The sequence below is a fragment of the Caldalkalibacillus thermarum genome (assembly GCF_014644735.1).
Lineage (GTDB): Bacteria > Bacillota > Bacilli > Caldalkalibacillales > Caldalkalibacillaceae > Caldalkalibacillus > Caldalkalibacillus thermarum.
This window is the reverse complement of the sequence record NZ_BMKZ01000012.1, coordinates 41,227-59,403: the sequence shown is the minus strand read 5'-3', so window position 1 is coordinate 59,403 and position 18,177 is coordinate 41,227. Positions and strand designations below refer to the sequence as shown.

The following is an 18,177-nucleotide window of genomic DNA, read 5'->3' as shown; positions in this document are numbered from 1 at the left end:
ATGCTAACCAGAAGTATTCCTAGCCTGTTTACATTGGGCAATTTATTTTTAGGGATTTTGGCGATTCTCCTGGCGATCCAGGGTGAACCCCGTTATATTGACTATGCTGCTATTTTAGTAATCGTTGGTATGATTTTGGACGGATTGGACGGCCGCGTGGCGCGCATGTTGAATGCGGCCAGTGAGTTTGGCAAACAACTGGACTCATTATCTGATATTGTCACTTTTGGTGTAGCCCCCAGTGTGATCATGTACCTGGTGGTTTTGCATGAACTGGGCCCATGGGGTATTGTGGTTACGGCTTTATTTCCCATTTGCGGTGCGTTAAGGCTGGCCCGGTTCAGTGTCCAGCCTGGCATTCCTGGTTTTTTTATCGGCTTGCCCATTACTGCCGCGGGGGGTGTCTTGGCCACCTTTGCTCTGTATCATTCCGTTTTTCCGCCTTTGTTTTTACCCATCGGCATGATCATTTTATCGTTCCTTATGGTCAGTCGAATCAAATACCCCAATTTTAAAAAAGTGGGTGTGCCCAGGGCCGCCTTCTGGATTACACCTATCATCATCGGGGCTGTGGCTCTCTTGGCCTATCGTTTCCCATCCGAATTTCCCAAAATTGTCTTTATTCCCTTGGTGTTATATGCGGCTTACGGAATTAAAAAAAGCTTGGAAAAAAGTTGGCGCCAGAAAGCACACAAGAGGCGGGGCAAGCGGTTGGGACGCCGCTGAGCGTCAAAAAGGTTAAGACTTTTTGCCTAGGAGAGGTTGACGACAGGGAATTATTTATGATAACATCTTTATTTTATTTGACAATTTATATGCCATGTGATATCCTAAATTTGGAATCTGTCATCACTTTCATGTCATCTTCTGGGGTCTCATCAACGGCAAAAGGCCAATGAAAGACTCATGCGTCCCTATGGGCGCATTTTTTCAAACGAAACGAATAATATTTTTAAAACGAGGTTTCAAATTGGTGATTTTGTTAATAATGGATAGAAGGAGGTGACACTGATGTTGAAACGAATGATCCAAGTTTTTCTTGCCTTTGCCGGTGCTATTTTGGGCTATTACTTTGGGCCACAAGTGATGGCGATGTTAGAAGCACTTTTAAATCTGGGCTTATCTGATTCATTGCTGGAGCAAAATGTGGTCAATGCAATTATTTATGCGCTTTTAGGTGCGGTTTTATTTGGTTTATTATCAGTCTGGTTGGCCGAATATTTGGTTAATGTGATGCGCTGGGCCGAAGAGCGTCTGTTAAAGACGCCTGTGGCTGATTTGTTTTTTGGAGTCATGGGCCTGATTGTTGGACTCTTGATTGCGTTTCTGTTGAGTTTTCCCTTTAATAATATTCCGGTAGCAAGCCAAGTGTTGCCGGCTTTGTTTGCCATCTGTTTCGGCTATATTGGCTTTCAAATAGGGTTTAAAAAGCGGGATGAAATGATTGGCCTGTTTACGCTGGGGCGCTTAGGCAAAGAGAAGAAGGCAGGCAGCCCTGTGGCAGGAGAACACAAAATACTGGACACCAGCGTGATTATCGATGGACGTATCGCTGACATTTGCCAAACAGGATTTATAGAAGGAACCATTGTCATCCCCGGGTTTGTCTTGGAGGAATTGCAGCATATAGCTGATTCTTCTGATGACTTGAAGCGGAACAGAGGGCGCAGAGGATTGGATGTGTTGAATCGCATCCAAAAGGAAAAGACGGTCAAAGTTCACATTTATGAAGGCGACTTTGAGGATATACATGAAGTGGACAGCAAATTGATCCGCCTGGCCAAAGTGTTGAATGGCAAAGTGGTGACCAATGATTTTAACTTGAACAAGGTGTGTGAATTGCAAGGCGTTCCGGTGCTGAACATTAACGATTTGGCCAATGCCGTCAAGCCGGTTGTGCTTCCCGGTGAAGAACTGACGGTACAGGTGATCAAAGACGGAAAAGAGCAGGGGCAGGGCGTGGCTTATCTGGACGACGGCACAATGATCGTGGTGGAAGGTGGCCGTGAACATATCGGCAGCAAGATTGACGTGATGGTCACCAGTGTGCTGCAAACATCAGCAGGGCGGATGATCTTTGCCAAGCCAAAATTATATGAAAAGGCCTTATAACATGGTGGAAATGATGGCTGTTGCCCGGGCAACAGCCATTTTTCGCTGTTGGTTGGGAATCTCTTTTGCTACAATATAGTCATAAACATGGTGAAGCCTAGGAAGGAGCAAGGGATGAAGGTCAGTGCTGTCATTGTGGCTGCCGGAAAGGGAAAACGCATGGGTCTGGGCAAAAACAAAGCTTTTTTGGACCTGGAAGGGAAGCCCTTATTGGTACATACATTAAGCAGATGGCAACGCTTTAGTTGCGTCACAGACATCACGGTTGTTGCCGGTGAAGAAGAGTTGGGTTTGGTCAAGGAACTGATCAAACAGCACCGCTTGAGCAAAGTGAGGCACGTTGTTGCCGGCGGCAGGGAACGGCAGGAAAGCGTGTTTTATGGCCTCAAAGCCCTGGGCCAAGAACCACCGGATGTAGTCTTGATTCATGACGGGGCCCGTCCGTTTCTGGCCGAAGGCTATGTTCAACAGGTTGTAGATGCGGTCCAGCGTTACGGGGCAGCCATTTTGGCCGTGCCCGTTAAAGATACAATCAAGGTGGTTGACAATGGCCACATTGCCTCAACCCTGGACCGTTCCAAGCTGTGGGCGGCCCAAACACCGCAAGGGTTTAAGTATGCTCTGATTGTCAAAGCCCATGAAGAGGCCAGACGCCAACAGCGGGAGGCCACAGATGATGCGGCCTTGGTGGAGGCCATGGGCCATGCTGTCTATATTGTGCCGGGAAGCGAGTATAATATAAAATTAACAACGCCTGAAGATATTGATCTGGCCCGATCCATACTAAAGAGGAGTGAAGAAGCATGAGGATCCGCATTGGGCAGGGCTTTGACGTGCACCAGCTGGTTGAGGGGCGCCCGCTCATCATTGGTGGCGTCCACATCCCCTATGACAAGGGCCTCAAGGGCCACTCGGATGCCGATGTTTTATTGCACGCCATTAGTGACGCCATATTGGGGGCCATCGGGGAAGGGGATATCGGCCGTCATTTTCCGGATACTGATCCCGCTTATGAGAACGCTGACTCTTATGAGCTGCTTGTGAAGGTATGGCAGCTGGCCCGCGAGAAAGGCTATGTTCTGGGCAATGTGGATGCCACGATCATCGCCCAAAAGCCGAAGCTGGCGCCCTATATTCACCAGATGATCAAGCGGGTGGCTAGCGCTTGTCAGGGTGAAGAGTCTCAGGTTAATATTAAAGCAACAACCACCGAAAAATTAGGTTTTTGCGGACGGGAAGAAGGCATTGCTGCCCAGGCCGTGGTGCTTCTGATCCAGGCACCTTGACTTTGTTCCTGATGGAAATGCTATGATTATATGTTGGAAGGTGAAGATAATGACGAAACAGGTCAGAGTGCGTTATGCGCCCAGCCCCACGGGGCATTTACATATAGGAAATGCCAGAACAGCGTTATTCAACTACTTGTTCGCCCGCCATTACAAGGGTCAATTTGTGATCCGCATTGAAGATACCGACCGGAAGCGCAACGTGGAAGGCGGGGACATCAACCAGCTGAAGTACTTAAAATGGCTGGGAATCGATTGGGATGAAAGTATTGACAAACCCGGCCCCTATGGTCCCTATCGGCAAAGCGAGCGCCTGGAGATCTATCAAAAATATGCCCAAATCCTGATGGAAAAAGGATTGGCGTATAAGTGTTATTGTACCGAAGAAGAATTGGAAGCCGAACGGGAAAAACAACGGGCCCAAGGGGTGATGCCCCGCTATTCCGGTAAGTGCCGGGATCTTTCCCCGGCAGAACAAGAAGACCTTGAAGCGAAAGGGCGCAAGCCCAGCATCCGCTTCCGGGTGCCGGAAAACAAGTCTTACACCTTTGATGATATGGTCAAGGGCCCCATAACGTTTGAATCCAATGATATTGGAGACTTTGTCATTGTCAAAAAAGACGGTTGGCCAACGTATAACTTTGCGGTTGTGATTGACGACCATCTGATGGACATCACCCATGTGCTGCGCGGAGAAGACCATATTTCCAACACCCCGCGGCAGATGATGATTTATGAGGCCTTAGGCTGGGAACCTCCCGTCTTCGGCCATATGACACTGATTGTGAATGAAAACCGCAAGAAATTAAGCAAGCGGGACGAAACGATTATCCAGTTTATTGAGCAATATCACGAACTGGGTTACTTGCCGGAAGCGCTCTTCAATTTTATCACCCTTTTAGGCTGGTCGCCGGAAGGGGAACGGGAAATTTTTTCCCGTGAAGAATTTATCCGCATTTTTGATGAAAAACGTCTGTCCAAAAGTCCGGCGGTGTTTGACGCCAATAAATTGACCTGGATGAACAACCATTATATTAAACAACTTTCGCCCGATGAAGTGGTTAAGCTGGCCTTGCCTTATTTGCAAAAGGAAGGTTATTTGCCCCGCGATTTAACGCCAGAACAACAAGAGTGGGCAACCAAGTTGATTCTTTTATACCAGGAGCAGCTGCGTTACGGGGCTGAAATTACCAAGCTCGCCTCCCTCTTCTTCAAAGAAGAGATTGAGCATGATGATGAGGCGATGGCCATACTGGGTGAGGAGCAGGTTCCAGCGGTGCTGCAAGCGTTTTTAGAGCAGTTGGATCAAGCAGATCCCTTTGAGCCAGAGCAGATCAAGCACGCCCTTAAGAGCGTGCAAAAAATGACGGGGGCCAAGGGCAAGAAACTGTTTATGCCAATTCGGGTGGCCTGCACAGGACAGTCCCATGGCCCGGATTTAACACAATCACTGGCCTTGTTGGGGCGTGATAAAGTGCGGTCCCGCTTGCAAGAAGCCTTAAAAAAGCTGCAAACCGTTTAAAGCGCTGCGCCAAGATGTGCTGGATCCTGGCAGGATTCCTACCTTGTTGTTCATGCATATACTAAGCATATGTTAAACAGGCAAGCGTGTGGGGAAAAGAGCATATAGCCAATACGATGAGAAGGACGAGTACCATAAAGGACGGTTGTCCCAGAGAGAGCTACCCATGACGGGTTGACGTCATGCGGCTGGAAGTAGCTTACACCGCTTTATGGGAATGCCCCTTCGAGTGCAAAGTTGAACGGGTCAAGTAGACTTTGCCGGGAGAGCCCCGTTATCAATGGAGAGGGAAGCATTCCCATGCCCGTCATCCGTTTGTGTTGTCCAAGGGGCAAAGGGCAGGTGAATGTTTAAGCAGAGTGGAACCGCGGGTCAAACCGTCTCTGTCAGTCAGAGGCGGTTTTTTGCTTGATATCCCTGAAAATGAAAGGAATGGTAAAGGAGGGGTACCGATGTCTGTTTGGAAAACGCTCAAAGAAGATATTCAGGCCGTCTTTGACCGTGACCCGGCGGCCAGGAGCACCCTTGAGGTGGTGTTTACTTATTCCGGTTTGCATGCCATTTGGTTGCACCGGCTGGCACATGCCCTTTATAAACGCAAATTCTACTTCTTGGCCAGATTCATCTCCCAATTCAACCGTTTTCTAACCGGTATTGAAATTCATCCTGGAGCTAAAATTGGCAAAGGCTTGTTTATTGACCATGGCATGGGGGTTGTCATTGGCGAAACTTGTGAAATAGGAGACTACGTCACCATTTACCAAGGTGTGACACTGGGGGGAACCGGAAAAGAAAAGGGGAAGCGCCATCCCACAATTGAAGACCATGTGTTGATCTCTTCCGGGGCCAAAGTGCTGGGGGCCATTACCATTGGTCATCATTCCAAAGTGGGGGCTGGTTCTGTGGTGCTGAAAGATGTTCCGCCCAACTCAACGGTGGTCGGCATACCCGGGCGCGTCGTGGTTCAGGATGGTGAACGGGTTCCCCATGATCTGGATCATGTCAACCTGCCTGACCCAGTAGCGGATATGTTGCGCCGTATGGAGCAAGAAATTAATAAATTGAAAAAAGAAGTGGAAGAATTAAAGAAAGGAAAGGATGCCCATGTCCATTAAGATTTATAATACGCTGAAGCGTGCCAAGGAGCCGTTTGTGCCTGTTGAAAAGGGTAAAGTAAAGATGTACGTGTGTGGTCCGACGGTGTACAGCCACATTCATATTGGCAATGCCCGCCCGGCCATCTTCTTTGATACGGTGCGCCGCTATTTTGAATACAAGGGATATGAGGTCACTTATATACAAAACTTTACCGATGTGGATGATAAAATCATCAAAGCAGCCCAACAAGAGGGCAAGTCAGCCAAAGAGGTGGCTGAAACGTATATTAAGGCGTACTTGGACGTCGCTCAGCAATTAAACATTAAGCCAGCCACCGCCCATCCCAAGGTTACGGAAAATATGAAGGAGATCATTGCCTTTATCGAGGATTTGATCAAGGCAGGCCTGGCTTATGAAGCTGATGGGGATGTTTATTACCGTACACATAAGTTTAAGGAGTACGGCAAGCTGTCTCAGCAAAATACGGAGGAGCTCTTGGCCGGGGCGCGTATTGAGGTGAATGAAAATAAAGAGTCTCCCCTCGACTTTGCTTTATGGAAAAAGGCCAAACCGGGTGAAGTGTTCTGGGAAAGCCCCTGGGGAAAAGGCAGGCCTGGATGGCACATTGAATGCTCGGCCATGATTAAAAAATACTTGGGAGAGACCATCGACATCCACGGTGGTGGTTTAGACTTGACCTTTCCCCATCATGAAAATGAGATTGCCCAGACGGAAGGCTTAACCCACAAGCCACTCGCCCGGTACTGGATGCATAATGCCATGGTGACGATCAATCAGGAAAAAATGTCCAAATCATTGGGCAATGTGGTTCGGGTTAACGACCTTTTAAGCCGGCATGATCCGCAAGTGTTACGCTTCTTTATGCTTACCGGCCATTACCGCAGCCCGATCAACTACAGTGAGGAACTGTTGAACCAGGCTAAAAACGGTCTTGAACGCCTGAAGACGGCAGTGGCCAACCTGGAACATGCCCTCAAAAGCTCTGCCGCTGGCGCGCCAGATGAAGAGCACCCAGCCGTGGCAACAGGCAAAAGGAAGTTTGAAGAGGCGATGGATGATGATTTTAATACGGCCAATGCGATCAGTGTCCTGTTTGAGCTGGCCAGAGAAGCCAACACTTATTTAAACCAAGGGGAAGGCCATCCCGCCGTGTTGAAGTCATTCCGGGATACTCTGGTTGGACTGGCAGGCGTCCTGGGCTTGAAGCTGGAGGAAGAACAAGCGTTGTTGGACGAGGAAATAGAGCGTTTGATTGAAGAACGGAATAAAGCGCGCAAGGCCAGAGATTTTGCCACAGCGGATCGCATCCGGGACCAATTAGCTGCCCGGGGCATCATTTTGGAAGATACCCCCCAAGGTGTCCGTTGGCGCAGAAGGTGATGGATGAAAGATGAGACCCTTTATGCCCAAACTCCCCCACTCCCCCCATTTGTATAATGGTTTAACCTTGGCCTATGTGGGGGATGCCGTGTATGAGGTGTACGTCCGTGTACACCTGTTAGAACTGGGGAAAACACAAACCTACCGCCTGCATCAGGCGGCGACCCGTTATGTATCGGCCAAAGCACAGGCCAAAGTGTTAAGCTGCTGGCTGGAGGAGAACGTGCTGACGGAGGAAGAACTAGACATTGTCAGGAGGGGACGAAATGCCAAGGTGCGCACGGTCCCCAAGCATACTGATCTGGCCACCTATCGTTTGGGAACCGCCTTTGAAAGCTTGATTGGTTATTTATATTTAAAGCAGCGCATACAGCGGCTGGAGACCTTGATTCAACAGGCTTATGCCATTATAGAAGGGAATGAAAATGCATTGTGAAGCAGGAATGGATCGCAGGAAAAAATCCGGTGTTAGAAGCTTTGCGGGCCCGGCATCCCCTGAACAAGCTATGGATAGCCAAGGAAAGTAAGGGGGCCGGGCTGACAGAGTTGATTCGTCAGGCCAAGGAACAGGGTGTTGTGGTTCAGCAAGTGCCCCGGAAGAAAATCGACCAAGTGACGGGAGAAATGGCGCACCAAGGTGTTCTTGCCTTTGTGGCGGCTTATACATACGCAGAGCTAGACACCTTGTTCAAGCGGGCAGCGGAGCGGAATGAACCGCCCTTTTTCCTCATTTTGGATGGCATCGAAGACCCCCATAACCTGGGTTCCATCTTGCGGACGGCGGATGCCACCGGCGCCCACGGCGTGATTATCCCTAAGCGGCGGTCGGCCGGTTTGACGGCCACTGTGGCCAAAACTTCAGCTGGAGCTATTCACTATGTACCGGTCACCAGGGTGACCAATTTGGCTCAGACGATTGAAGAATTAAAAACCAGGCATATTTGGGTGTGTGGCACAGCAACGGATGCCCAACAGGACTTCCGCCAGGCTGACTTTACCGTGCCGGTGGCTGTGGTGATTGGTAATGAAGGCAAAGGCATCAGCCGCCTGGTCCGTGAAAAATGTGACTATCATGTTAAGATTCCGCTGGCTGGCCGGGTAAGCTCGCTAAATGCCTCTGTGGCCGCCTCTGTCTTAATGTTTGAAGTTTACCGTCAGCGCCATCCAGTCTCGTAGGAGGGATGGCGTGTGGAGGAAATCTTGATTGTGGATGGATATAACGTGATTGGCGCTGCGAAAGACATGCTCCCCTTTGACCGGAATCGTTTGGAAGATGCCCGCGATTGGCTGCTGGATAAACTGGCTGATTATCAGGGTTATACAGGAACAAAAGTCTATGTCGTTTTTGATGCCCATCTGGTTCCTGGAATTGGCAAGGTGTACAGGGAACGTAACATTGAGGTGATTTTCACCAAGGAAAAAGAAACGGCCGATGAATGTATTGAAAAATTGGTGCGGCGCTTAAGGCGTGTTCAACGCCAAATTTATGTGGCCACCTCTGATTACACGGAGCAGCGCATTGTCTTTGGTGAAGGAGCTCTGCGCAAATCGGCCCGGGAGCTGTTAACCGAGCTGAATCATGTGGAGGCCAGGATCCGCCAAGACGTCCAAGACAAATATCAGCATAAGCCCAAATCAAAATTTCCGCTTACAAAGGAGATGGCAGAAATTTTTGAAAAGTGGAGAAGAGAAGGCTAGCCTTGTGTTGACGCGGTTTACGGGCTTCGGTATAATAGTCATACACACACAAGGGCTCGGAGGGATCGCGTTGCGCGCACAGTGCCAGGAAAAGGAAAACAAAGCACCTGACTACGAACAACTACCTGACGAAGAAGTGGTGGAACTGGTTAAGCAAGGGGACCTTAGGGCGCTTGAATACCTGATCAATAAATATAAAAGCTTTGTTCGGGCCAAAGCCCGCTCCTACTTTTTGATCGGTGCTGACCGGGAAGACATCTTTCAAGAAGGTATGATCGGCCTGTACAAGTCCATCCGTGATTATAAAGAGGACAAGCTGACCTCATTTAAAGCCTTTGCTGAATTGTGCATCACCCGGCAGATCATTACAGCCATTAAAACCGCTACCCGCCAAAAACATATTCCCCTCAACTCCTATGTTTCACTGGACAAGCCTATTTATGACGATGAGTCAGACCGGACGCTAATGGATGTTTTGTCTGGCACAAGGGTATCGGATCCGGAAGAGTTAATCATCAATCAGGAAGAATTTGATGATATTGAAGTCAAGATGAGTGAGATTTTAAGCGATTTGGAACGCCGGGTGCTCATGCTCTATTTAGATGGCCGGTCGTATCAGGAAATCGCTGTAGACCTGAACCGTCACGTTAAATCGATTGATAATGCATTACAACGGGTGAAGCGCAAGCTTGAACGATACCTTCAGGTCCGGGAAGAAAATGCGTAATCCCTCAACACCAGGCAGGAGTTCCTGTGTTTGGTGTTTTTTTATTGTTTCACATTGACCTTGTCTGGAACCACATTTAGTGTTATACGCAACTTAAAAATGTTCAGGGCTTAAATTGACATGTGAGGCTAAGCTGTGATAAAGTATGTTGGTAGGCATGTCTTTGCATGCATTTTTTGTTTGTCTAGAAACCTAGGCTGTTCTCTATAAAATAGATTGTGACGTTGTTATGAGAGGAGGCAGTGCCTGATGCGTGTCACGGTGACTTTGGCATGTACCCAGTGTCAACAACGGAACTACACAACCGAAAAAAATAAGCGGACGAACACAGAGCGTATCGAACTGAAGAAGTATTGCAAGTTTTGCAATGCACACACCTTGCATCGTGAGACGAAATAGACCAGCGCAGTAAGAGGATATGAAATTGGGGGTGGCACTATGGGCTTCCTGGCTAGAATCGGCAATGGATTTAAGAAAACTGGTATTTTTTTCCGCGATTGTTGGTTAGAATTAAAAAAGGTACGCTGGCCCAACCGTAAAGAAATGATCAGCTATACGACTGTCGTTGTAGTGACCGTGGCCTTTATGACGGTTTACTTTGCGATTATTGATTTGGGGCTTTCTAGCTTGCTGCGGCTATTCTTTGGCAACTAATCCAAAGGGAGGATTGGACACACGTCCGACTCATAATGGAAAAAAGATGGTATGTGGTGCATACGTATGCCGGCTATGAAAATAAGGTCAAAAAGAATTTAGAAATGCGTGTGGAAACCATGAACATGTCCGATAAAATTTTCCGTGTCCTTGTTCCCCAGGAGGAAACGACCGAAATTAAAGACGGTCAAAGGAAAAAGGTCATGAAGAAGAAGTTTCCGGGCTATGTACTCGTGGAGATGATCATGACCGATGACTCCTGGTATGTTGTGCGCAATACTCCTGGGGTCACTGGGTTTATCGGTTCCTATGGCGGTGGTTCCAAGCCCACTCCCCTGTTGCCGGAAGAGGTAGACGCCCTGTTGAAGCAGATGGGCATTCACGAGTCGAAAGTCAAAGTTGACTTCCAGGTGGGAGATAACGTAAAAGTAAAAGAGGGCCCGTTTGCTAATTTTATCGGCACCATCGAGGAAATTTCCAACGAAAAGCAAAAAGTGAAAGTCAGGGTCAATATGTTCGGACGGGAAACGCCTGTTGAGCTTGACTTTGCCAACGTGGAAAAAGTGTAAGATTTTCCAGTTGTCCGTCGCTCATATTTTTGGGGAAAAAGATTGAAAGTTCACGAGAGTTATGTTAACTTTTATGTGTTCTAGGGATAAGGAGGTGTTTGTTGTGGCTAAAAAAGTGATCAAAGTCGTTAAACTGCAGATCCCCGCTGGCAAGGCAAACCCTGCACCGCCTGTTGGTCCTGCCTTGGGTCAGGCCGGGATTAACATCATGGGGTTCTGCAAAGAGTTTAATGCCCAAACGCAAGATAAAGCGGGGTTAATCATTCCGGTTGAGATTACGGTATATGAAGACCGTTCCTTTACTTTTGTTACTAAAACGCCGCCTGCCGCAGTTCTTTTAAAGAAAGCTGCTGGTATTGAGTCAGGCTCAGGTGAACCGAATAAAACAAAAGTGGCCACGATTAAGCGGGACAAGGTCCGTGAAATTGCCGAAATGAAGATGCCTGACTTGAATGCTGCTAATATTGAGGCTGCGATGCGCATGATCGAAGGAACAGCACGCAGCATGGGGATCGTGATTGAAGACTGAGGCAGGCGAGAGGCAGGCTGGCTGGGGGTGGCGTTTGCTCCTGTGCTTGGCAGCCTGCCTCATCTGGCTTGAATGACGTGGGAGGTTAATCCGCTATTACCACTAAGGAGGATGGAAGATGGCAAAACGAGGCAAGAAGTATCAAGAAGCTGTCAAGCTGATAGACAAGGAAAAAGCATATGATTTGGAAGAAGCCGTTGAATTGGTCAAAAAAGTAGCTCCAGCAAAATTTGACGAAACGGTAGAATTGGCTGTAAGATTGGGTGTCGATCCTAAAAAAGCTGACCAACAAGTCCGCGGAGCCGTTGTCCTGCCCCATGGCACAGGCAAAACGCCGCGTGTGCTTGTTTTTGCCAAAGGTGAAAAAGCCAAGGAAGCGGAACAAGCTGGGGCGGACTATGTAGGCGATGAAGATTTGATCAATAAAGTCAGCCAGGGTTGGTTTGATTTTGATGTGGTTGTAGCCACTCCCGATATGATGGCCCAAGTCGGTAAGCTGGGGCGGATTCTGGGTCCGAAAGGTTTAATGCCCAACCCTAAAACGGGTACGGTTACGTTTGAAGTGGCCAAAGCTGTTGAAGAAATTAAATCCGGTAAAATTGAGTACCGCGTAGATAAGGCTGGCAACGTACATGTTCCGGTTGGCAAAGTCTCCTTTGATACGGCCAAACTGGTCGACAATATTAACACCGTAATGGAAGCTTTGATTAAAGCGAAGCCTGCTGCCGCCAAAGGAACCTATCTGCGCAATGTGTCACTCAGTTCAACGATGGGTCCTGGCATTCGTGTGAACACGGCGAAATTTGCCGGTTAATATAAATCGTTTAAGATGAACTTGACTTTTGTCACCTGAAGTGATACCATCTTACTTGTGTCCAATTAAATAGCACATGCTTAGACATGCCGTAGACAGAAGGTGCCCTGCTGGGCTTAATATCCTTCCGAGGCGTGGGTCAGGTTTCTTCAATTTGCGGATAGCCCCAAGAGAAATCCTATCCTTCGTCTGTCTACAGGCGAAGGATTTTTTTGTTTAGTTATCGATCAGGAGGTGTGAGCATGGGAACAGCACTGGAGCAAAAGAAGCAGATTGTTGAAGATATTGCCACCAAATTGCGCGAGTCTAAAGGGACGATTTTAGTTGATTACCGTGGTCTTGATGTGGCGGCTGTCACTGAATTGCGCAAACAGTTAAGGGAAGCCGGCTGTGAGCTTAAAGTGTATAAAAACACCTTGGCCCGCCGGGCGACACAAGCCATAGATTTAACCGAACTGGATCAATATCTGGTTGGTCCGACCGCAATGGCTTTCAGCCCTGAGGATGCGATTGCGGCAGCAAAAATTTTGCATAAGTTTGCCAAGGATCATGAAGAGCTGGAAATCAAAGCTGGTGTGGTGGAAGGGCAAATCGTCACCAAAGAGAAAGTAGAAGAATTAGCTGACCTGCCGTCTCGCGAAGGATTGCTGGCTATGTTGCTCAGCGTGCTGCAGGCACCTGTCCGCAACTTTGCCCTTGTGGTTAAAGCTGTGGCTGAAAAGAAAGAAGAAGCAGGCGGGCAAGCGGAGGCATAAACCTCTTACGGAAAAACGGAAAGAGGCAGTTTTCAAGCAGGTTAGTCTGATGCCGGACCTGTGATTGTATACAGATATGAAGTTGAGTTCGACCCAAGCATAAAAATCAAACTAAGGAGGAAGTTGTCATGACGAAAGAACAAATTATTGATGCGTTAAAAGAAATGACTGTGCTTGAATTAAATGAATTGGTTAAAGCCATTGAGGAAGAATTCGGTGTTGAAGCTGCTGCTCCAGTTGCTGTTGCTGGTGCTGCCGCAGCAGGTGCTGCTCAAGAAGAGCAAACTGAATTTGACGTTATCCTGGCTAATGCCGGTGGCTCCAAGATTAACGTTATCAAGGTGGTTCGTGAAATTACAGGCCTTGGCTTGAAAGAAGCAAAAGCCCTTGTTGACGAAGCACCGAAGCCAATCAAAGAAGGTGTATCCAAAGAAGAAGCTGAAGAAATCAAGTCCAAACTTGAAGAAGCCGGTGCAACTGTTGAACTGAAATAAACGCATGTAAACCCGCTGTGTTTAACAGCGGGTTTTTTGCAAGTAACAACAGTTGTATGCCTTCAAAGCAAAAGGGAGTGGCTTGACGAAATGACAGAGCATTACTATACCCAAAACCCTGAGGTGGGCCATCAACTGGCCTTGATCGAGGTGACTTTAAGGGGACAGGCGTTGCGCCTGTATACGGACCGGGGTGTATTTTCCAAAAAGAAGGTCGACTTTGGGACCCGCCTGTTGGTTGAAACGGCTGAGCTCCCTAAGGAGGGACGCATTGCGGACGTAGGTTGCGGTTATGGTCCCATCGGGTTAGCGGTAGCCAAGGAATCAGACCGGCGCCAGGTGTTCATGGTCGATATTAACTGCCGAGCCGTCAAGTTGGCAAGAAAGAATGCCCGTCTTAATCACATTGACAACGTGATGGTCAAAGAGAGCGATCTCTTGCAAGCTGTCAAGCAATATCCGTTTGATGCGATTTTGTCCAATCCGCCCATCCGGGCCGGCAAAGCGACAGTATTCAGGTTGTTTGAAGAAAGTTATGAGGCACTCAAGCCTGGAGGCGTATTGTGGATCGTTGTGCAAAAGAAGCAGGGGGCTCCTTCAGCAGTTAAAAAACTGGAGAGTCTTTTCGAACAAGTGGACGAAGTAGAGAAAAAGAAGGGGTACCGTATCATTAAGGCCATTAAATCATCCGTTTAAAAGGAAAACATCGTTAACATAAACCATTGACTGTCCATTTAAATTATGTTATTGTTATAAAATGCGAAATATAGTATGGTCAAAAAGAACACCTTTTTTTCCATTTGTCAAGTGGTTATCCTCAAAAAGGTATGAACGTTATTTTTTTGGGGCAAGCTAATAGAATAGAGCATGTCTGTCAATCAGGGGTCTCTTAAGCTGTAAGCTGATCCTTTTTTGTGTTTTGGAGATTACTTACAATGAGGGGTGAAAAGATGGCTCAGCTTGTTCAATGCGGACGTTACCGCCAAAGAAGGAGTTTTGCGCGCATCAAGGAGGTTCTGGATCTTCCCAACCTGATTGAAGTTCAGCATTCCTCTTATCGCTGGTTTTTGGAAGAAGGATTAAAAGAGTTGTTCGACGAAATATCCCCCATTGAAGATTTTGCAGGAAACCTCGTCTTGGAGTTTATCGATTATAGCTTAGGAGAACCCAAATATACCGTAGACGAAGCAAAAGAGCGTGATGTGACTTATGCCGCACCTTTGCGCGTTAAGGTGCGTTTAATCAATAAAGAAACGGGTGAGGTTAAAGAACAGGATGTGTTCATGGGCGACTTCCCGCTCATGACGGAAACAGGCACTTTTATTATCAACGGAGCGGAGCGTGTCATTGTCAGCCAGCTGGTGCGCTCACCTAGTGTCTACTTCAGTGAAAAAGTGGATAAGAACGGCAAAGTGGGCTACACGGCCACGGTGATCCCCAACCGCGGGGCCTGGCTTGAGTTTGAGACCGACGCCAAAGACGTGATCTATGTGCGCATTGACAGAACACGGAAGCTTCCTGTTACTGTGTTGCTCCGTGCGCTTGGCTTTGGCAGCGATCATGAGATTATCAACCTTTTAGGAGAAGACCCTTATCTGCGTCAAACGCTGGAAAAGGATAATACCGATTCCACTGAAAAGGCGCTGATCGAAATCTATGAGCGCTTGCGCCCCGGTGAACCGCCTACGGTGGAAAATGCCAAAAGCTTGCTGGAATCCCGCTTCTTTGATCCCAAGCGCTATGATCTGGCCAGTGTGGGACGTTATAAAATCAATAAAAAACTGCACATTAAAAACCGGCTGTTTAACCAGCGTTTGGCTGAAACCCTGGTGGATCCGGAAACAGGGGAAATTATAGCTGAAGCAGGCCAGCTGATTGACCGGCGCACGCTGGACCGCATCATGCCCTATTTGGAAAAGGGAATTGGTATGCGCAAATATAAGCCTTACGGTGGCGTCATTGAAGATGAGATCACTGTGCAAACCATTGACGTGTTTTCACCCCGGGAAGATGAAAGCGGCGAAATCGTGCGCATCATTGCCAACGGACCGGTTGATAAAAAAGTGAAGCATATCACGCCTGCTGACATTATTGCTTCGATCAGCTATTTTATCAACTTGCTGCACGGCATTGGTAACACTGATGATATTGACCACCTGGGTAACCGCCGTTTGCGCTCTGTTGGCGAACTGTTGCAAAACCAGTTCCGCATCGGTTTGGCCCGCATGGAACGTGTGGTTCGTGAGCGCATGTCCATCCAGGATGTCAGTGCAATCACACCGCAGGCCTTGATCAATATTCGCCCGGTTATTGCTGCTGTCAAGGAGTTTTTTGGCAGCTCCCAGTTGTCCCAGTTCATGGATCAAACCAACCCGTTGGCGGAGTTAACCCATAAACGCCGTTTGTCTGCCCTCGGCCCCGGTGGTTTGACCAGGGAGCGGGCCGGCTTTGAAGTGCGCGACGTTCACCACTCCCACTATGGGCGGATGTGTCCAATTGAGACACCTGAAGGGCCGAACATTGGTTTGATTAACTCTTTGTCTACCTATGCCCGTATCAATGAGTACGGCTTTATTGAAACGCCCTATCGCAAAGTGGACCCTGAAACTCACCGGGTCACTAACGAAATTGAATATCTGACAGCGGACGAAGAAGACAACTATGTGATTGCCCAGGCCAACGCCCCTCTTGACGAAGAAGGAAACTTTATATCCGATGAGATTGTGGCCCGTTATAAAGAGGAAATATTAACTGTGTCCAAGGACCGCGTCGATTATATGGACGTTTCACCTAAACAGGTGGTCTCTGTTGCGGCAGCTTGTATTCCGTTCTTGGAGAACGATGACTCCAACCGGGCTTTAATGGGTGCGAACATGCAGCGTCAAGCTGTGCCACTGTTAAAGCCCCGCGCCCCCATTGTGGGCACAGGGATGGAGTATAAAGCTGCCCGAGATTCCGGAGCTGCGGTCATCGCCAAACACTCAGGTATTGTGGAGCGGGTTACGGCCAGAGAGATTTGGGTCCGCCGTATTGAAAACGTGGACGGACAGGAAGTAAAGGGAGAGTTGGATAAATATAAGCTGTTAAAATTTGTGCGTTCCAACCAGGGTACGTGCTATAACCAGCGTCCCATTGTCCGGGAAGGAGACAGGGTGGAAAAGGGGGACATCATCGCTGACGGTCCTTCCATGGAAAAGGGAGAGCTGGCCCTGGGGCAAAACGTGCTGGTCGGCTTTATGACCTGGGAAGGATACAACTTTGAGGATGCGGTCATCTTAAGTGAACGTTTGGTTAAAGAGGATGTCTATACCTCTATTCACATTGAAGAATATGAGTCTGAAGCCCGGGATACCAAGCTGGGACCGGAAGAGATCACCCGTGACATTCCCAACGTGGGTGAAGATGCCTTGAAGAATCTGGATGAGCGGGGGATCGTGCGCATCGGAGCAGAGATTAAGGACGGAGATATTCTGGTCGGCAAAGTAACCCCCAAAGGAGTGACCGAGCTGACGGCTGAAGAGCGTCTGCTGCATGCCATTTTTGGTGAAAAAGCCCGGGAAGTGCGGGATACTTCCCTGCGTGTCCCTCATGGAGGTTCAGGTATCGTCTTGGATGTGAAAGTGTTTACCCGGGAAAATGGGGATGAACTGCCTCCAGGCGTTAATCAGCTTGTACGCGTATATGTTGCCCAGAAACGGAAAATCGCTGAAGGGGACAAGATGGCTGGCCGTCACGGTAACAAAGGGGTGATTGCCCGTATCCTGCCAGTGGAAGACATGCCTTATCTGCCTGACGGTACACCCCTGGATGTCATGCTGAATCCGCTGGGGGTTCCCTCACGGATGAACATCGGCCAGGTGATGGAGCTGCATCTTGGCATGGCGGGGAAACTGCTTGGTGAATACATTGCCAGCCCGGTCTTTGACGGTGCCAATGAGGAAGATTTATGGAGCATCATGGAAGAGGCGGGGATGGAGAAAGACGGAAAGACAATTTTGTATGACGGAAGAACAGGCGAGCCATTTGACAACCGTGTTTCAGTCGGCATCATGTACATGCTTAAACTGGCCCACATGGTCGATGACAAAATTCACGCCCGCTCCACCGGCCCCTATTCGCTGGTTACCCAGCAACCCCTGGGTGGTAAAGCCCAGTTTGGGGGACAGCGTTTTGGTGAGATGGAAGTATGGGCGCTTGAAGCGTACGGTGCGGCCTACACCTTGCAAGAAATTTTGACCGTTAAGTCCGACGATGTGATCGGCCGTGTCAAAACATATGAAGCCGTCGTCAAAGGAGAAAATGTGCCTGAACCTGGCGTGCCTGAATCATTTAAGGTCTTAATCAAAGAACTGCAAAGCTTGGGTATGGATGTGAAAATCCTCTCCTCCGACCAGAAGGAGATCAACATGCTGGAATTTGACGAAGATGAAGACCAAGGGGAGAGCAATCAGGCTAACGCTGGAGCGCAGGAAGCGAAATAAGAGGCTTCTTGCCGGTAAAGGACCATCTGACTAAACC

General features: G+C 48.5%; 20 protein-coding genes and 1 other annotated feature. All 20 genes read left to right on the top strand.

The annotated features are described in order from the left end of the window. The 20 genes from pssA to rpoB all read left to right on the top strand — a co-directional run bounded on the left by pssA (position 1) and on the right by rpoB (position 18,140). Positions 1-726 (top strand): CDP-diacylglycerol--serine O-phosphatidyltransferase, encoded by a 726-nt coding sequence (gene pssA, locus IEW48_RS06705; protein WP_188623111.1) that lies wholly within the window; start codon positions 1-3, stop codon positions 724-726. A 285-nt stretch (positions 727-1,011) separates the two neighbouring features. Then, positions 1,012-2,112 (top strand): PIN/TRAM domain-containing protein, encoded by a 1,101-nt coding sequence (locus IEW48_RS06700; protein WP_188623110.1) that lies wholly within the window; start codon positions 1,012-1,014, stop codon positions 2,110-2,112. Between the two features lie 114 nt (positions 2,113-2,226). Beyond that, positions 2,227-2,919, top strand: a complete 693-nt coding sequence (gene ispD / locus IEW48_RS06695) for a 2-C-methyl-D-erythritol 4-phosphate cytidylyltransferase (RefSeq protein WP_188623109.1) — start codon at positions 2,227-2,229, stop codon at positions 2,917-2,919. Next, positions 2,916-3,398 (top strand): 2-C-methyl-D-erythritol 2,4-cyclodiphosphate synthase, encoded by a 483-nt coding sequence (gene ispF / locus IEW48_RS06690; protein WP_007502773.1) that lies wholly within the window; start codon positions 2,916-2,918, stop codon positions 3,396-3,398. The genes ispD and ispF overlap by 4 nt, the downstream gene beginning before the upstream one ends. A 49-nt stretch (positions 3,399-3,447) precedes the next feature. Beyond that, complete coding sequence (gene gltX, locus IEW48_RS06685) at positions 3,448-4,920, top strand: glutamate--tRNA ligase (protein ID WP_188623108.1); 1,473 nt, start codon at positions 3,448-3,450, stop codon at positions 4,918-4,920. A gap of 452 nt (positions 4,921-5,372) precedes the next feature. Further along, a complete protein-coding gene (epsC, locus tag IEW48_RS06680) occupies positions 5,373-6,035 on the top strand; it encodes a serine O-acetyltransferase EpsC (RefSeq protein WP_007502777.1) in 663 nt (220 codons plus the stop codon). Continuing rightward, positions 6,025-7,419 (top strand): cysteine--tRNA ligase, encoded by a 1,395-nt coding sequence (gene cysS, locus IEW48_RS06675; protein ID WP_188623107.1) that lies wholly within the window; start codon positions 6,025-6,027, stop codon positions 7,417-7,419. Before epsC ends, cysS begins: the two co-directional genes overlap by 11 nt. Before the next feature lie 10 nt (positions 7,420-7,429). Next, on the top strand, positions 7,430-7,855 hold the full coding sequence (locus IEW48_RS06670; RefSeq protein WP_276529772.1) for a Mini-ribonuclease 3: 426 nt from the start codon (positions 7,430-7,432) through the stop codon (positions 7,853-7,855). Beyond that, positions 7,852-8,595 carry a 23S rRNA (guanosine(2251)-2'-O)-methyltransferase RlmB gene (gene rlmB, locus IEW48_RS06665; protein WP_188623106.1) on the top strand — a complete coding sequence of 248 codons (744 nt, stop codon included), beginning with the start codon at positions 7,852-7,854 and terminating at the stop codon, positions 8,593-8,595. Before IEW48_RS06670 ends, rlmB begins: the two co-directional genes overlap by 4 nt. Before the next feature lie 12 nt (positions 8,596-8,607). After that, positions 8,608-9,117 carry an NYN domain-containing protein gene (locus tag IEW48_RS06660; protein ID WP_188623105.1) on the top strand — a complete coding sequence of 170 codons (510 nt, stop codon included), beginning with the start codon at positions 8,608-8,610 and terminating at the stop codon, positions 9,115-9,117. A 70-nt stretch (positions 9,118-9,187) separates the two neighbouring features. Then, positions 9,188-9,844 carry an RNA polymerase sporulation sigma factor SigH gene (sigH, locus tag IEW48_RS06655; RefSeq protein ID WP_042684049.1) on the top strand — a complete coding sequence of 219 codons (657 nt, stop codon included), beginning with the start codon at positions 9,188-9,190 and terminating at the stop codon, positions 9,842-9,844. A 249-nt stretch (positions 9,845-10,093) separates the two neighbouring features. Further along, positions 10,094-10,243 (top strand): 50S ribosomal protein L33, encoded by a 150-nt coding sequence (rpmG, locus tag IEW48_RS06650; protein WP_007502210.1) that lies wholly within the window; start codon positions 10,094-10,096, stop codon positions 10,241-10,243. Between the two features lie 39 nt (positions 10,244-10,282). Then, positions 10,283-10,498 (top strand): preprotein translocase subunit SecE, encoded by a 216-nt coding sequence (secE, locus tag IEW48_RS06645; protein ID WP_188623104.1) that lies wholly within the window; start codon positions 10,283-10,285, stop codon positions 10,496-10,498. A 35-nt stretch (positions 10,499-10,533) separates the two neighbouring features. Next, positions 10,534-11,067 carry a transcription termination/antitermination protein NusG gene (gene nusG / locus IEW48_RS06640; RefSeq protein ID WP_188623103.1) on the top strand — a complete coding sequence of 178 codons (534 nt, stop codon included), beginning with the start codon at positions 10,534-10,536 and terminating at the stop codon, positions 11,065-11,067. A 103-nt stretch (positions 11,068-11,170) separates the two neighbouring features. Next, on the top strand, positions 11,171-11,596 hold the full coding sequence (gene rplK, locus IEW48_RS06635; RefSeq protein WP_007502213.1) for a 50S ribosomal protein L11: 426 nt from the start codon (positions 11,171-11,173) through the stop codon (positions 11,594-11,596). Between the two features lie 118 nt (positions 11,597-11,714). Continuing rightward, the gene (gene rplA / locus IEW48_RS06630; protein ID WP_007502214.1) at positions 11,715-12,410 is read left to right on the top strand and encodes a 50S ribosomal protein L1; all 696 of its coding nucleotides are present in this window, start codon (positions 11,715-11,717) and stop codon (positions 12,408-12,410) included. Between the two features lie 71 nt (positions 12,411-12,481). Continuing rightward, positions 12,482-12,633: a sequence feature (ribosomal protein L10 leader region), on the top strand. Between the two features lie 19 nt (positions 12,634-12,652). Further along, positions 12,653-13,165, top strand: a complete 513-nt coding sequence (rplJ, locus tag IEW48_RS06625) for a 50S ribosomal protein L10 (protein WP_188623102.1) — start codon at positions 12,653-12,655, stop codon at positions 13,163-13,165. A 128-nt stretch (positions 13,166-13,293) separates the two neighbouring features. After that, on the top strand, positions 13,294-13,659 hold the full coding sequence (gene rplL / locus IEW48_RS06620) for a 50S ribosomal protein L7/L12 (RefSeq protein WP_007502216.1): 366 nt from the start codon (positions 13,294-13,296) through the stop codon (positions 13,657-13,659). A gap of 90 nt (positions 13,660-13,749) precedes the next feature. After that, positions 13,750-14,355 carry a class I SAM-dependent methyltransferase gene (locus tag IEW48_RS06615; protein WP_188623101.1) on the top strand — a complete coding sequence of 202 codons (606 nt, stop codon included), beginning with the start codon at positions 13,750-13,752 and terminating at the stop codon, positions 14,353-14,355. 254 nt (positions 14,356-14,609) lie between these two features. Next, a complete protein-coding gene (gene rpoB / locus IEW48_RS06610; protein ID WP_188623100.1) occupies positions 14,610-18,140 on the top strand; it encodes a DNA-directed RNA polymerase subunit beta in 3,531 nt (1,176 codons plus the stop codon). Positions 18,141-18,177: the final 37 nt, after the last annotated feature.

What these genes read in the sequence shown, in the direction of transcription:
- pssA (WP_188623111.1), top strand. Translation starts at nt 1, where the DNA reads ATGCTAACCAGAAGTATTCCTAGCCTGTTTACATTGGGCAATTTATTT.
- IEW48_RS06700 (WP_188623110.1), top strand. Translation starts at nt 1,012, where the DNA reads ATGTTGAAACGAATGATCCAAGTTTTTCTTGCCTTTGCCGGTGCTATT.
- ispD (WP_188623109.1), top strand. Translation starts at nt 2,227, where the DNA reads ATGAAGGTCAGTGCTGTCATTGTGGCTGCCGGAAAGGGAAAACGCATG.
- ispF (WP_007502773.1), top strand. Translation starts at nt 2,916, where the DNA reads ATGAGGATCCGCATTGGGCAGGGCTTTGACGTGCACCAGCTGGTTGAG.
- gltX (WP_188623108.1), top strand. Translation starts at nt 3,448, where the DNA reads ATGACGAAACAGGTCAGAGTGCGTTATGCGCCCAGCCCCACGGGGCAT.
- epsC (WP_007502777.1), top strand. Translation starts at nt 5,373, where the DNA reads ATGTCTGTTTGGAAAACGCTCAAAGAAGATATTCAGGCCGTCTTTGAC.
- cysS (WP_188623107.1), top strand. Translation starts at nt 6,025, where the DNA reads ATGTCCATTAAGATTTATAATACGCTGAAGCGTGCCAAGGAGCCGTTT.
- IEW48_RS06670 (WP_276529772.1), top strand. Translation starts at nt 7,430, where the DNA reads ATGAGACCCTTTATGCCCAAACTCCCCCACTCCCCCCATTTGTATAAT.
- rpmG (WP_007502210.1), top strand. Translation starts at nt 10,094, where the DNA reads ATGCGTGTCACGGTGACTTTGGCATGTACCCAGTGTCAACAACGGAAC.
- secE (WP_188623104.1), top strand. Translation starts at nt 10,283, where the DNA reads ATGGGCTTCCTGGCTAGAATCGGCAATGGATTTAAGAAAACTGGTATT.
- nusG (WP_188623103.1), top strand. Translation starts at nt 10,534, where the DNA reads ATGGAAAAAAGATGGTATGTGGTGCATACGTATGCCGGCTATGAAAAT.
- rplA (WP_007502214.1), top strand. Translation starts at nt 11,715, where the DNA reads ATGGCAAAACGAGGCAAGAAGTATCAAGAAGCTGTCAAGCTGATAGAC.
- rplJ (WP_188623102.1), top strand. Translation starts at nt 12,653, where the DNA reads ATGGGAACAGCACTGGAGCAAAAGAAGCAGATTGTTGAAGATATTGCC.
- rplL (WP_007502216.1), top strand. Translation starts at nt 13,294, where the DNA reads ATGACGAAAGAACAAATTATTGATGCGTTAAAAGAAATGACTGTGCTT.
- IEW48_RS06615 (WP_188623101.1), top strand. Translation starts at nt 13,750, where the DNA reads ATGACAGAGCATTACTATACCCAAAACCCTGAGGTGGGCCATCAACTG.
- rpoB (WP_188623100.1), top strand. Translation starts at nt 14,610, where the DNA reads ATGGCTCAGCTTGTTCAATGCGGACGTTACCGCCAAAGAAGGAGTTTT.